We start from the raw sequence: 13,932 nt of genomic DNA, 5'->3' as shown, positions 1-13,932 counted from the left end.
AAAGCTATCGTAAATACAAAAAGAATAAGGATAAACGATGAGATATTGCCCTGAGTGTCGCTCTGATATGGTCAATGCTTTAGTTGATAACGAAGAGCGGCTGGCCTGTATGGATGTGGAGTGCGGCTTTGTGCATTGGAATAATCCGGTGCCAGTTGTCGCCGCAATTGTTGAGTATGGTGAAAATATTGTACTTGCTCACAACGTGCAATGGCCTGAGGGGGTATTCTCTGTCATCACTGGATTCTTAGAGCAGGGTGAAGATCCCGCCGAGGGCGTGATGCGAGAGGTTCACGAAGAGCTTGGTTTAAGCGCCTTTGAGCCAGCGCTTATTGGCGTTTATCCGTTTGCTCAAATGAACCAGGTAATCATTGCCTACCATGTAAAAGCGGCGGGTGAGATAAAGTTAAACCACGAATTGGATGCCACCAAGCTCGTTCCCGTGAACGAGCTACAGGGCTGGAATTTTGGAACCGGCCTGGCGGTAAGGGATTTTGTCGCCGCGAGAAACAGCAGCGAATAACGTTGACTGAATAATTATTAGCGCCAATTGCTTATTGGCTTTTTGACAGGATAAGAGAGAATTATGTCATTCGATACACAAGAACAGCACGCGAGTTACGGCATTGGCCGTCAAATGGCCGACCAGCTGGCACAAGGTCCGTTTCCAGGCTTCGATCGCGAAGCGGCATTAGCTGGTTTTACCGATGCTTTGCAAGGCGAGGAGAGTCAGGTTTCAGCGGCAGACATCAATGCAGCTTTTCAAGCTATCCAAGCTAAATTGCAAGCTGAAGAAGCGGAGCGTGCTAAAGAGTTAGCGGTAGAGGGTGAAGAGTTCTTAGCAAATAATGCTAAGCGTGGTGAGGTTTCTATCACCGAAAGCGGTTTGCAATATGAAGTATTGAATGCGGGTGATGGCGAAACTCCAAAGGCCAGTGATCAGGTTCGCGTTCACTATCATGGTACATTAATTGATGGGACGGTATTTGACAGCTCTGTTGATCGTGGTGAGCCTGCTGAATTTCCTGTTACTGGTGTTATTGCCGGTTGGGTTGAGGCCTTGCAAATGATGCCGGTTGGCTCTAAATGGAAATTGTTTATTCCATATCAGCTGGCCTACGGTGAGCGAGGTGCCGGTGGTGCTATCGGTCCATATGCCGCATTGGTATTTGAAGTCGAGTTGTTGGCTATCGTTTAATCGCTTAGCTATTGAGCTTAGTGAAAACCCGGCTTAGTTCGCCGGGTTTTTTGTAGCCGCCTAATGGCATTGTCATGGCATTGTTAAATATAAGTGGTTAAATGTGGGCGCTTAAATTTTTGCGCTTGAATTTGAATGGTAGATTTATGAGTGATCAAGATTTAGAAAAGCATTTCTGGGAAATCGTTGAGCAAGCATTAAGCCTTGCTAATGACAAAGCTCAAGTAGCTGACCCTGGTGTCGCTAGCGAAGCCCTGATGTATGCCGCGGCGCGCTTTGCCACTTTTATAATGGCCGCTAATAGCGAATCTCAGGCCGATTTTGTCGAGGACCGCTCGGAATATTTTAAACATTTGGCGTCGCGATTTCGGGATTTTCTAGATGATAATCTTGATGACTATGGTGAAAATTACCACCAGTTATTGGAAAGACCCGAGGAAGCTGAATAAGCTTAAAAGGGCAAATGGCCAAGGCAAAAGTGCTCGAATAGTTATCTTTCAAAAAGAGAGGGAGCTACGTGTTGGCCTTAATTGAAAGACCATTAAAGTTTGTTGAATACGATGATGAAAATTAAAACTACTTTTTGTAAGTCTGCAGCTAAATTTGCTGTTTTGTCGGCGAGTTGCTTTGCTTCGGCTTGCACTTTTACGGGTATGCAACAACATAGCGAGTTGGGTCTGAGCTTTGCAAAGTCGCAAATGTTTGACCTTGAGAAGACCTTAGAAGAAACCTCGGGTTTGGCTCAGCATAATGGGTTAATGTGGACCCATAATGATAGTGGTGACCAGCCCCGTATTTACGCTATTGATGAAGCGGGTAAGATTTTAAAAACCATAAATATCAAAGATGGCCATCACTTTGATTGGGAAGAAATGGCCCATGATGATAAGCATCTGTATGTGGCGGATATTGGCGATAATTTTGCTCAGAGAGATGAGTTGTATTTATACCGTATTAGCTGGGAAGATTTAACTAAGGCTGATGACAACAGCAGTGTTTCTGCCCATAAGATGACGATTATTGTTGCCGGTAAACCGAAAACTGTGGTGGACAAAAACGTACATAACTTTGATTTTGAAGGCTTAAGCAGCGTTGATGATGAACTTTGGCTATTTAGTAAAAATCGCCAAGACGGCCAAACTAGTTTGTATCGTTTAAATAAAAACAAAAGCAAACAGTTGGTGAGCCCAGCGGCGAGTTATCCCGTAGACATGCTAGTAACGGCAGCTGATTTCGATGCAAAGCGAAATGAATTTGCGCTATTGGGGTATCAGCTGGGTTGGAGTGGAATGTCCAGTTTTTTGTGGCGTGCTAATCGCTCTGCGGACGGCAAGTCTTTGGATTGGACTAGTGCCCAGCGCTACGACATCGAGCCTGATGGCCAATGGGAGGCTCTGGTTTGGGATGAAAACAAAAGCGGACTGCTTTGGTTGAGTCGAGAAGGTAATCAGCAGGGTGGTGTTGCACTGACTAAAACCCAATTCTAATTTAAGATTACCCTGAAATTAAAAAGCCCCGCCTGCATAGCAAGTGGGGCTTTTTCGTATCTAGGTCATCTCCACTTTGAAGTAAGCAGTTGGATGGCCTGGTGTAAGTGCTGCGGCGCTTTGGGCTACTCGCTGTCATCCTTAATAGGTTTACGCTTAACAGGGCTGAAGCTGCTGGTGCCATCACCGAGAGCTTCCGCGCGATTAGTGCTTGCTTTGCGTCGTTTGCCGATGTTTTTCTGGTCGCGTAAGCGCTTTTTAGGTTTCGCTTTTTTGCTATTTTTATCGTCCTTGTCGCTACGCTTTTTAACCGCCGCTTTTTTGCCCGTGCTTTTAATCTTCTTGGGGCCTTTAAAGTTGCTGGGATGTTCATCGATAACACGAGCGTCCATTTCTATCTCTAGAATGCGCTCAATTTTCGCCATCAAATTCCATTCGTTGGCATTGATTAGGTTGATAGCAACACCTTGCTCGCCAGCGCGGCCGGTACGCCCAATGCGGTGAGTGTAGTCATCTATATTGCGGGCCATATCGACATTAATGACGAGATCGACTTCTTTTACATCGAGTCCTCGAGCGGCAATGTCGGTCGCGACTAAGACATTAATGTGATTGCGGCGGAATCGGTCCATAGTGCGATTACGTTCTTCCTGCTCCATGTCGCCATGCAGGGCGCCGACTCTTTGCTTTGTGTAGGCAAGAAAGCCGCGCAATTCGCTAGCAAGAGATTTGGTATTGGTAAATACCAGCGCTTTGTTAAAGCGTTCATTGGCAAGCAGCCAGCTTAAGAGCTGCTTTTTGTGCTGTGGGCTGTCAGCCAAAATGCGTTGCTGGTGAATGTCGGGCTGACTTTCTTCCTGGTTCTCTAGCGCAATGGATTTAGGTTCTTTCAATATATTGCTGGCTAGATGCTCGGCTTTGCTATGTGCCAAGGTCGCAGAAAACAGCAAGCTTTGATGCTTCTCTCCGCATTCGCCAGCAATACGCTCAAGGTCTTCGCTAAAGCCCATGTCCAACATGCGGTCGGCTTCATCTAGCACTAACACCTCAAGGTCTGCTAAATCGGTATTGCCTTTGTCGATATGCTCAACCAGACGCCCAGGGGTGGCGATGATGACCTCGGGGTTCTTGCGAAGTACTGCCTTTTGATATTTAAACTCGGCACCACCAGCAATAACCGCCGCTTCAATTTTGCAAAATTTATTCAGCAGGGTCGCTTGCTTGAGGATTTGGCGGGCCAATTCTCGGGTAGGGCAGAGTATTAAAGCGCGAGTGCCGGTTTTGGGGGCGTCTTGTGCCAACAGTTTTTGGTAAAGCGGTAGCAAAAAGGCGAGGGTCTTACCGCTGCCTGTTGCCGCGGAAACCATTAGATCCTGGCCTTCTAGGGCCGCTGGAATGGCAATCTCCTGTACTGGGGTCGCAGTGCTTAGCTCTTGAGCTTCCAAGGCGCGGTGCAATTGGCGGTCCTGGATAAGCTCGTTTAATGGGGTGTTACTTGCGTTCAAAGATGTGACCTCAGGTTTACAGGGCAGAAAAGGGGCGCGATTATATCATCGAAGCCCCTCTAGGCCTATGCCGGTGTTCGGGCCCTTAGCTCAGCTTTCTCACTCGCTTGTGCTGGGCTCAGCTCTTATTTATTGAATTGCAGTTCGGCCAGTCGTTTGTATAGGGGTGAGCTGTCTAACAGCTCTTCATGCCGGCCTTGGGCGACAATCTTGCCTTGATCCATTACCACGATGTTGTCGGCATGAGTAATGGTTGCCAAGCGGTGGGCGATGATCAAGGTGGTGCGGTTCTTCATGAGCTCATTCAGTGCAGCTTGCACATGGTATTCACTTTCAGCATCCAATGCGCTGGTTGCTTCATCCAATAACAAAATATCGGGATCTTTTAGAATGGCCCGGGCAATCGCGACCCGCTGTCTTTGTCCGCCGGATAGCTGAGCGCCTTTCTCTCCGAGTTCAGTTTGATAGCCCTGGGGCAATGCCATAATAAAGTCGTGTGCGTGAGCGGCTTTAGCGGCCGCAATGATTTCAGCTTCACTAGCCTCAAGATTGCCGTAGGCAATATTATGGGCGACGCTAGCCGTAAAGAGGGCGGGTTGTTGTGGCACCAAGGCCATGTGCTCTCGCAGTTGCTGCGGGCCCAACTCACGCAAATTAATGCCGGATAGCGTGAGCTCGCCCGATTCCGGGTCGTAAAAACGTTGCACCAGTTCAAATACAGTCGACTTGCCAGCGCCGCTAGGACCAACTAATGCAACAGCTTGCCCAGCGGGTATATTTAAACTGAAGTTGTCCAGTGCCTTTTGATCGGGGCGGCTGGGGTAGGAGAAGTTCAAAGATTTAAACTCTAACTGTCGAGCCGGCTCAGCTAGCGAGTTGTTTGGCTCGCTGTTGGTACTGATTTTAGGCTCGACATTAATTAGCTCGACAAGTCGCTCGGCCGCACCAGCTGCTCTTTGTAGTTCGCCAAAAACTTCTGAAAGCGTCGCGACAGCGCTGGCTACCATGACGGCATAAAACACGAATGCACCTAGATCGCCGCCACTCATTTTCCCTTGCAGTACATCATAGCCGCCCACCCAGAGCATGCCGCTGATGGCGCCAAATACAAATAGAATGACGGCCGCGATAAGTAGGGCGCGATGCTTAATTCTTTTGCGGGCCACCTTAAAGGCATTTTCAACTTCTGTGGCAAAGGCTTTACGCTCATAGTTTTCTTGGCCAAAACTCTGAACCGTTTTAATGTGTTCAATGGCTTCGCCGGCATAAGTGCCCATATCGGCAATTCGATCCTGGCTGCTTCGAGAAAGTGTCCGCACTCGGCGGCCAAATACAAGAAGCGGAATTAAAATTAACGGTACCGCGCTGAGCACGATCAGGCTTAATTTAAAGTTAGTCAGCAACAGCATTAACAGCCCGCCTATAAAGGTGAGGCTGTTGCGCAGAGCCATGGATAAAGAGGAGCCGATTATATTTTCTAGCAGGCTGGTATCGGTGGTTAGGCGAGACATTATTTCGCCACTGCGATTGGTTTCGAAAAAATTTGGCTCTAACGTCAAAAGGTGATCGAACACTTTAGTGCGTATATCGGCGCAGACTCTTTCCCCAAGCCAAGACACTAAATAAAAGCGAATAAATGTACCGAATGCAATTACCGAAATAATAGCTATTAAAAAGTAGATGGCCTGATTGAGTTCTTCGAGAGAGCCACCTACAAAGCCTTGATCGATCAACAGGCGTACAGCATGCCCAATAGCTAAGCTTGCACTCGCCGTTAAAAGAAGGGCGAATAGGGCGGCTATTAAGGTCTTCTTGTAGGGGCGTACAAAGGGGCTAAGCTCAAGCAAAACGCTTAGGCGATTGCCTTTAGCTTTATCTTGTTCTTGGGAGGTTTTCCCTATCTCGTCACTGTTGCTCGCGCCCTCATTTGGGGCTTCACTTTCCACGGAGTTTATCGATGAGCTCATAAATCGGCACTGCTATCAAAATATTTTCAGGGTTGTTGGTTTACAATGGCTGTGAGAGCCATAAATAACAAGGGTTGTAAGTGATTGGTGGGTTAGTTTTTGTAAAGCCTTTGCGCGAGTAGTTCTGCTTACTGAGCAAATCGGTAAATGCTTTGTCACTTCTGGTAAAGCCATTGCACCTTCACATGAGTATGATGATAGCTATGCCCGCCGCGGCATCTAAAAAGACATATTCTATGGAGAAAAATAATGAGCGATGCAAAAGACGTTGGAATTAGCATACCCATTCTTGGCCATATGGGCGCAGATGTTATCGAGATAAGCCCTGGCAGAGTTAAAGCTAAAATGCCATTGGCCCCGAATGCAAACCACGTGGGTACCATGTATGCAGGCTCTTTATTCACCTTGGCAGAGTTTCCAGGTGGCGTCTTGTTCCTCGATTACTTGGCGGGCGAAAAGATATACCCCATCGTCGCTGAAATGAACATTCGCTATCGTCGCCCGGCCATGACTGATATTCATGTGGATATGCAGATGGATATTGCGGATCTGGATCGCATGAAAGAGGAAACTCTGGCGAATGGTAAGGCGGAGATGAAGCACCAGCAAGAGCTAACCGATGATAATGGTGAGGTTGTTGCTATTTCTGAAGCTCGCTATGTGTGGTTAAAAGCCTAAGCGCTTAAACCTATAAGCAGGGAGCTGTGCTCCTTGCTTAATCTCTCCCTGTGTCGCCTTTCTTCTACTTATTGCTGCTACCATTCCTGCTGCTGTAGCTTGTTTGCGGCATCCCGTCCTTAGCTCGTCTAGTTAGCAAGCCTACAGTTATTGCTTGCCTGCAGTTGTCACCTAGCTTTTCTTCATGTTGTTCAGATATGAATAGTGATTGACTGGCATAAAAGCGGCAAATGGGCGATGATGACAAAAAGCTTGGCCAAAGAGCTGGGCAGCTAAAAGATGATAATACTTAGAAGAGACAATTTATGACTGCAGCCAGAGAGCATTTTGGGTCCCGTATAGGATTTATTCTGGCCGCCGCAGGCAGTGCGGTGGGTATCGGTAACTTGGTGGGCTTTCCTGTGGGTGCCGCTAAGAATGGTGGGGGCGCCTTTCTATTTATTTACGCCATATTTGTGGCATTGATTTGTCTTCCGGTCATGATGGCTGAGCTAGCTATCGGTCGCCGTTTTCAAAAAGATCCTTTAGGGGCTTATAGCAGCTCGGCAGGCGGTGGTTTGTGGTCTATTGCGGGTTGGCTTGCGGTGATTACCCCTTATATGATTGCTGTTTTCTACAGTGTGATCACGGTATGGATCTTCGGCTACTTGGTTGCCGCGCTGATGGGGAATCTGGATCAGCTGGCGCAGCCGTCTTATTTTGGTCAATTTATCAACAGCAATGAGGTATTTATTCATTTGTTGGTGGTAGTAGGCTTGGTCTACTTTATTCTCGTTAGTGGCGTTAAAGATGGTATCGAAAAGGGTGCTAAGATTTTGATGCCTGGCTTATTCGTTATGCTGCTTGGTTTGGTGATCTTTGTCCTAACCTTGGACGGAGCGATGGAGGGGGTTAAGTACTATATAGTTCCTGATTTCAGCAAGATCAATGCCTCGGTCATTAATGGTGCTTTATCTCAGGCGTTTTTCTCCTTGTCTCTGGGTATGGGCATTTTGATTACCTATGGTTCCTATATGGAGCGCCGAGAAAATGTTGTCAGCTCGGCCAAGTTTGTGGCCTTGACCGATACCATGGTGGCATTCTCTGCAGGCCTTATGATTTTGCCGGCGATTTTCTCTTTCGACCCAGCTACCGATACTGATGCTTTGAGTGATTCATCGGTCAGCTTGATCTTCAGCTTTTTGCCAAAGATTTTCTTAGCGATGCAGGTAAGCATTGGTTATGTTGGTGCCAGTATTGTTGCAATTTTGTTCTTTACCCTGGTTTTCTTCGCCGCTCTGACTTCATTGGTATCCATTACTGAGGTGCCAACTGCGAGCTTGGTTGATGAGAAAGGCTACAGTCGTAAAAAAGCGTTGAGCATTTTAGGTGTGACCATGGGTTTGTTTACCGTGGCTTGTATCCTGAGCTTTGGGCGTGTTGATTTTCTAACTCAGTTTATGGAGTACGCTGGGGCGAATAAGTCTTTATTTGATGTGGTATACGATATTTTCTACGACACCATTTTGCCGCTAAATGGTTTGCTGGCTTGTTTGTTTGTAGTTTATCGCTGGAAGAAGCACAACTTTAATGAAGAGCTAGAGCAGGGCGACGAGAGCTATCGTGGCTCCTTTGCTGAGAAGTACGTTAACTTTTCCCTGTCTACCTTTATTCCGTTGGTGCTATTGCTTATATTCGTGAATACCGTAGCCACCAAGTATTTTGGTTTGAGCTTCTTTGGCTAAATGGATCTGCTGATCATAAAAAAGGGGGAGAACTTTCGTTCTCCCCCTTTTTTGTTTGTAGGGTGTAAAACTCTGGACCTACGGCCCGTGGGGTTTTAGATATTGCCCATCTGCTTGCCAACAATTTGCAGCAATGGCTTAAAGACTTTTGGTGTGCCGCAAACGATATTGCCGCTGTCCATAAAGCTGTTGCCGCCTTTAAAATCGGACACTAGACCGCCGGCTTCTTTAACCAACAAAACACCTGCTGCGATATCCCACTCTTGTAGGTTCATCTCCCAGAAGCCATCAAAACGTCCAGCAGCGACATAAGCCAAGTCTAGGGAAGCAGCGCCAGGGCGGCGGATTCCAGCGGTCTGACCAGCAATCTCGTGCATTGCTGCTAAGTAGGGAGTCATGTGCTCGAAGGCGTAACCGTTAAAAGGAATGCCGGTGCCAATCAATGCGCCGTCCATGCCTTTACGTGGAGATACACGGATACGTCGGCCATTTAAGGCGGCGCCCCGGCCACGGCTGGCGGTGAATTCTTCTCGGGTGATGGGGTTTAGCACAACAGCGTGCTCGATCTGGCCTTTATATTTACAGGCAATAGAAACGGCAAAGTGGGGAATGCCGTGAATGAAATTGGTGGTGCCATCAAGTGGGTCAATAATCCACTCATAATCACTGTTCTCACCAACGCTTAGGCCTGTCTCTTCACCGCGAATGGTGTGGTCTGGGTAGGCTTTACGTAGATGGTAAATAATCTCTTTTTCGGAAGCTTGGTCGATTTCAGTTACGAAATCATTGCGGCCTTTTTCTTCAAAAGCTACAACGTCGACACGTTCCAGGGCGCGCTCAATAAGCTCGCCGGCCTTGCGTGCAGCACGCAGGGCAATAGTCAGCATGGGTTCCATGGATCACCAATTTCAATTGTCAAAGAACATACGGCTGCGGCCAGCGCAGCGGTTGGCGGCGATTATAGAGTAAAGCGAGTTGCTGCGCTAGCCAATAATATTGCGGTTTTAGGGTGATAATTTGCTTTCAAAATGACTTTGGGGCGAGAGAGGCGGGTCTATCTATATAGCCTTTGCAGCCGCTGCTCTGGCGAGCGGCGCTATTCTCGGGTAGACTTGCCGCCGTTTTGGCCCTAGGCCAGTCCAGTAAGTCAGTAGGAATCAACATGGCCGACAGTTTAGCTCCAGAAAATAGCCAACGTTTGCAGAAAATTCGTATCGTTTTGGTCAATACGTCCCACCCTGGCAATATCGGTGGCGTAGCTCGTGCTATGAAGAATATGGGGATGGCTAGTTTATATCTGGTTGCTCCGAAAGAATACCCAGCAGATAAAGCGGTCTGGCGCGCTTCAAATGCGGTTGATGTACTTGATGGGGCGGTAGTCGTTGATAGCTTGGATGAGGCTATTGCTGGCTGTGCCCTAGTAGTGGGTACCAGCGCTCGAGACCGCAGAATCCCTTGGCCAATGTTAACTCCTCGAGAATGCGGCGAGCGAGCCTGGGCAGAAGCCGAAGAGCATGATGTGGCCTTGGTTTTTGGTCGTGAAGACCGCGGGCTGACTAACGAAGAGCTACAGAAATGTAACTACCATGTCCACATTCCTAGCAACCCCGATTATAGCTCTCTCAATCTAGGTGCTGCTGTGCAGGTGTTAGCCTATGAAATGAGGCTGGCTTGTATCGAATATGAGCGTGAAGGCAAGGCCCTAAGTTTTGACGATTGGGATATGCCGCCTGCCAAGAGTGAGGCGATGGAGCATTATTATGAGCACTTACAGCAGACCTTGGAGAAGATTGGCTTCTTGGAGCCTGATAACCCGCGTCAAACCATGACTCGTCTGCGCCGCTTATATAGTCGCGTGCGTATGGATGAAATGGAGTTAAACATTCTCCGCGGTGTTTTAACGGCTATGCAGAATTACGTTTATCACACGGAGAATAAGCTTAAGTCGAAAGATTCTGATTAATAGCTTTATAGCATAAAGGTGTATATTGCTTAAACCTGAGTAGAATGCTAGGGTATATACCTGAGTTAAATACTAGGTATTATTCTTGACTCTAATCCTAGGTTTTTTAATAATGCGCGCCGCGCCTCAATGCTGGAAGCCTGATAATGAGACTAACAACAAAAGGCCGCTATGCGGTCACAGCAATGCTGGATTTAGCGCTCCATGCCGACAATGGCCCAATTAGCCTGGCAGGAATCTCGAAGCGACAAGAGATCTCCCTAAGTTATTTGGAGCAGCTGTTTTCAAAATTGCGTCAAAATGACTTAGTAAGTAGTGTGCGCGGCCCAGGTGGTGGTTATCGCTTGAGTCGTCCGAGTGAAGAGATTTTTGTTGCTCAGATTGTCGATGCTGTCAATGAATCGATTGATGCGACAAACTGCGGTGGCAGTGGTAGCTGCAGAAATGGAGCTACCTGTTTAACGCATCACTTATGGTGTGACTTAAGTGAGCAGATCCATGATTTCCTAAGTGGAATCAGTTTGGCCAGTTTAGTGGCCCGCAAAGATATACAAGAAGTATCTGAGCGTCTGGATAAAGAAGAAGCCCTGCAACAGGCAGAGGCCAACTCAATGCAGCGAATTACTACCGCTAGCTTGGGTTGATAACCGTGAACCCGGGGTAGAACCCGGGATATTGAAGGCTAAATCATGAAGTTACCGATTTATTTGGATTACTCTGCGTCAACGCCAGTGGACCCGCGCGTGGCTGAGTTAATGATGGATTGCCTAACTATGGATGGCAATTTTGGTAATCCCGCTTCCCGCTCACATGTGTACGGCTGGAAAGCTGAAGAGGCGGTTGAAAACGCTAGGGCGCAGGTCGCCGATCTTATCAATGCAGATCCACGCGAAATCGTCTGGACTTCCGGTGCTACCGAGTCCGACAACTTGGCTATCAAAGGTGTGGCTCATTTCAATGTGCGCAAAGGCAAGCATATTATTACCTCGAAAATCGAGCATAAAGCCGTTTTAGATACTTGTCGTCAGCTTGAGCGTGAAGGTTTTGAGGTTACCTACCTAGATCCAGATTCCGAAGGATTAATTACCGTACAGCAAGTGGCTGATGCAATGCGAGAAGACACCACCGTGGTTTCTTTGATGCATGTAAATAATGAAATCGGCACTATTACTGACATTGCAGCCATTGGCGAATTGTGTAGAGAGCGTAAGGTTTTCTTCCACGTCGACGCGGCCCAAAGCGCTGGCAAAATCGAGATTGATGTTGAGGCGATGAAGGTCGATTTAATGTCTTTCTCTGCCCATAAGATATATGGACCTAAAGGTATCGGCGCTCTATATGTACGCCGTAAACCACGTGTTCGCTTGGAAGCTCAAATTCACGGTGGTGGACACGAGCGTGGCTTCCGTTCGGGCACTTTGGCAACCCATCAGATAGTTGGTATGGGTGAGGCGTTCCGCTTAGCTAAAGCTGAAATGCAGCAAGACTTCGATCATTGTAACGCCTTAAAGCAGCGTCTATGGGATGGTTTGAAGGATATGGAGCAAGTTGTTGTAAACGGCTCTTTTGATCAGCGTGTATCTACCAATATCAATATTAGTTTCGCCTATGTGGAAGGCGAGTCATTATTGATGTCTTTGCGCGATTTGGCTGTATCCTCGGGCTCGGCTTGCACCTCGGCCAGTTTGGAGCCTTCCTATGTGCTGCGCGCTCTGGGCGTTGATGATGAGATGGCTCATAGCTCGATCCGCTTCGGTGTCGGCCGTTTTACCAAGCCAGAAGAGATCGATTTTGTGATCGAAAAAGTACGCCACGCCGTAGCCAAATTGCGCGAGTTATCGCCGCTTTGGGATATGTATAAAGATGGTGTTGATTTAAGTAAAATTGAGTGGGCTGCGCACTAAGCGTAGCTCATTAAGCAATAGCCTTTAGCGTAGCTAAGGTGGAGTAAATAAAATGGCTTATAGTGACAAAGTAATCGATCATTATGAAAACCCTCGTAATGTTGGCAAGTTAGATGAGGCTTCTGACAGCGTAGGTACCGGTATGGTCGGCGCCCCAGCTTGTGGCGATGTAATGCGCCTGCAAATTCAGGTGAATAACGAAGGTGTCATCGAAGATGCTAAGTTTAAGACTTACGGCTGCGGTTCAGCCATTGCTTCAAGCTCACTGCTAACAGAGTGGGTAAAGGGTAAAACCTTGGGTGAGGCTGAGTCGATCAAAAACACTGAGATTGCTGAAGAGTTGGCTTTGCCTCCGGTAAAAATCCACTGCTCGGTTTTGGCTGAAGATGCTATTAAAGCCGCAGTACGCGATTTACGCGAAAAACGCGGTGAAGACTAAGACTTCATCGGTTCCGTTATAATTTTAGCTAAAAGGCAGCGGTAATATCATGGCCTTAACCATGACAGATTCAGCGGTAGAGCATGTTCAGCGTCACTTGAGTACACGCGGTAAAGGCGTTGGTATTCGAGTAGGCGTTCAAACCACAGGTTGTTCCGGCTTGTCTTATGTGTTGGAATTTGTTGACGAGCTTAATCCAGAGGATGAGGCTTTCGATCAAGGTGGCTTTAGCTTAGTGGTCGACCCAAAGAGTTTGGCCTATTTAGATGGCACAGAGCTGGACTTCGTAAAAGAAGGTTTGAACGAAGGTTTTCAGTTCAACAACCCCAATGCTAAAAACGCCTGTGGATGTGGCGAGAGCTTTCACGTTTAATTCGTGTCATAAGCTTGTAAGCGTCGCAGTTGAAAAGATTAAAGCCGGGGCGTTTCCCCGGCTTTTTTGTATGAACTTTGTAAGTCGTTACTCGGCGAGAACAAGTAAGCATATTTATGGATCTAAGCGACAACTATTTTGCCCTCTATCAGTTAGAGCCGAGCTTTGATATTGATTTGGCTGCGCTAAAAGCAGCGCATCGCAAGCTACAGACTCAATGCCACCCGGATAAATTTAGTGCCGAAGGTGCGCAACAGCAGCGTTTGGCTGTGCAGGCCATGGCTTATGTAAATCAGGCCTTTGAAACACTAAGTGTGAATGTTAAACGGGCTGAGTATCTACTGGAGCTCGCGGGTTGCGAATCCAATCTTGAAAACAAAACACATCAAGATCCAGCTTTTTTGATGCAGCAAATGGAGTGGCGAGAAGAGCTTTCTGAATTACGTCAATTGATTGCGAGTGATGAGGCGGTGGCAGAAAAGAAACTACAAGCTTTGTATGCTGAGCAGCGATCGCTTGAGCAAAAAATTCAAGCTGAATTTGTTAAATGTTATGAGTCTGGAGAGTTTTCTGCTTGTGTTGCGCCTTTAGCTAAAATGCACTTTACCAGTAAGTTCGCTAAAGAGTTGCGAGCTGCAGAAGATGAATTGCTCGATTTAGATTAATTGATAATTAGCTTGGCCGGCAGTATGAC

General features: G+C 47.4%; 15 protein-coding genes. 12 read left to right on the top strand and 3 right to left on the bottom strand.

The features are described from left to right. The first annotated feature begins 37 nt into the window (after positions 1-37). From Q1A41_RS06210 to Q1A41_RS06195, 4 genes are all read left to right on the top strand, one after another. On the top strand, positions 38-523 hold the full coding sequence (locus Q1A41_RS06210; RefSeq protein ID WP_299975936.1) for an NUDIX domain-containing protein: 486 nt from the start codon (positions 38-40) through the stop codon (positions 521-523). Between the two features lie 63 nt (positions 524-586). Further along, a complete protein-coding gene (locus Q1A41_RS06205) occupies positions 587-1,198 on the top strand; it encodes an FKBP-type peptidyl-prolyl cis-trans isomerase (protein ID WP_299975934.1) in 612 nt (203 codons plus the stop codon). A 146-nt stretch (positions 1,199-1,344) separates the two neighbouring features. After that, positions 1,345-1,647 (top strand): DUF3144 domain-containing protein, encoded by a 303-nt coding sequence (locus Q1A41_RS06200; protein WP_299975933.1) that lies wholly within the window; start codon positions 1,345-1,347, stop codon positions 1,645-1,647. A 204-nt stretch (positions 1,648-1,851) separates the two neighbouring features. Continuing rightward, entirely contained in the window at positions 1,852-2,685 is an 834-nt protein-coding gene (locus Q1A41_RS06195; RefSeq protein ID WP_299975932.1) for a hypothetical protein, read from the top strand. Between the two features lie 125 nt (positions 2,686-2,810). On the opposite strand, the gene Q1A41_RS06190 is transcribed toward Q1A41_RS06195, so the two are convergent. Together Q1A41_RS06190 and Q1A41_RS06185 are read right to left on the bottom strand one after the other, a co-directional pair. Further along, complete coding sequence (locus Q1A41_RS06190) at positions 2,811-4,190, bottom strand: DEAD/DEAH box helicase (RefSeq protein ID WP_299975930.1); 1,380 nt, start codon at positions 4,188-4,190, stop codon at positions 2,811-2,813. 125 nt (positions 4,191-4,315) lie between these two features. After that, the gene (locus Q1A41_RS06185; protein WP_299975928.1) at positions 4,316-6,157 is read right to left on the bottom strand and encodes an ABC transporter transmembrane domain-containing protein; all 1,842 of its coding nucleotides are present in this window, start codon (positions 6,155-6,157) and stop codon (positions 4,316-4,318) included. 249 nt (positions 6,158-6,406) lie between these two features. Between Q1A41_RS06185 and Q1A41_RS06180 the strand changes: the two genes are divergently transcribed. Both Q1A41_RS06180 and Q1A41_RS06175 read left to right on the top strand, forming a co-directional pair. Further along, positions 6,407-6,835, top strand: coding sequence for a YiiD C-terminal domain-containing protein (locus Q1A41_RS06180; RefSeq protein ID WP_299975926.1), 429 nt, complete (start codon positions 6,407-6,409; stop codon positions 6,833-6,835). A gap of 305 nt (positions 6,836-7,140) precedes the next feature. Next, positions 7,141-8,559: a sodium-dependent transporter gene (locus Q1A41_RS06175; protein WP_299975923.1), complete on the top strand. Its 1,419-nt coding sequence runs from the start codon at positions 7,141-7,143 to the stop codon at positions 8,557-8,559. A gap of 95 nt (positions 8,560-8,654) precedes the next feature. Here Q1A41_RS06175 and Q1A41_RS06170 read toward each other — a convergent pair whose 3' ends face one another. Next, positions 8,655-9,455, bottom strand: coding sequence for an inositol monophosphatase family protein (locus Q1A41_RS06170; protein WP_299975921.1), 801 nt, complete (start codon positions 9,453-9,455; stop codon positions 8,655-8,657). 266 nt (positions 9,456-9,721) lie between these two features. Here Q1A41_RS06170 and trmJ point away from each other — a divergent pair, with 266 nt between their 5' ends. From trmJ to hscB, 6 genes are all read left to right on the top strand, one after another. Then, positions 9,722-10,522 (top strand): tRNA (cytosine(32)/uridine(32)-2'-O)-methyltransferase TrmJ, encoded by an 801-nt coding sequence (gene trmJ, locus Q1A41_RS06165; protein ID WP_299975919.1) that lies wholly within the window; start codon positions 9,722-9,724, stop codon positions 10,520-10,522. Positions 10,523-10,668: 146 nt separating this feature from the next. After that, positions 10,669-11,166, top strand: coding sequence for a Fe-S cluster assembly transcriptional regulator IscR (gene iscR, locus Q1A41_RS06160; RefSeq protein WP_299975917.1), 498 nt, complete (start codon positions 10,669-10,671; stop codon positions 11,164-11,166). Between the two features lie 45 nt (positions 11,167-11,211). Further along, a complete protein-coding gene (locus Q1A41_RS06155) occupies positions 11,212-12,426 on the top strand; it encodes an IscS subfamily cysteine desulfurase (protein WP_299769426.1) in 1,215 nt (404 codons plus the stop codon). A gap of 52 nt (positions 12,427-12,478) precedes the next feature. Further along, complete coding sequence (gene iscU / locus Q1A41_RS06150) at positions 12,479-12,865, top strand: Fe-S cluster assembly scaffold IscU (RefSeq protein WP_299769424.1); 387 nt, start codon at positions 12,479-12,481, stop codon at positions 12,863-12,865. 49 nt (positions 12,866-12,914) lie between these two features. Then, positions 12,915-13,238, top strand: coding sequence for an iron-sulfur cluster assembly protein IscA (gene iscA, locus Q1A41_RS06145; protein WP_299769422.1), 324 nt, complete (start codon positions 12,915-12,917; stop codon positions 13,236-13,238). A 116-nt stretch (positions 13,239-13,354) separates the two neighbouring features. Beyond that, entirely contained in the window at positions 13,355-13,903 is a 549-nt protein-coding gene (gene hscB, locus Q1A41_RS06140) for a Fe-S protein assembly co-chaperone HscB (protein ID WP_299975914.1), read from the top strand. Positions 13,904-13,932 lie beyond the last annotated feature (29 nt).

Source organism: uncultured Pseudoteredinibacter sp., from assembly GCF_947502065.1.
Lineage (GTDB): Bacteria > Pseudomonadota > Gammaproteobacteria > Pseudomonadales > Cellvibrionaceae > Pseudoteredinibacter.
The sequence above is the reverse complement of the archived record's forward strand: the minus strand, read 5'-3'. Positions and strand labels throughout refer to the sequence as shown.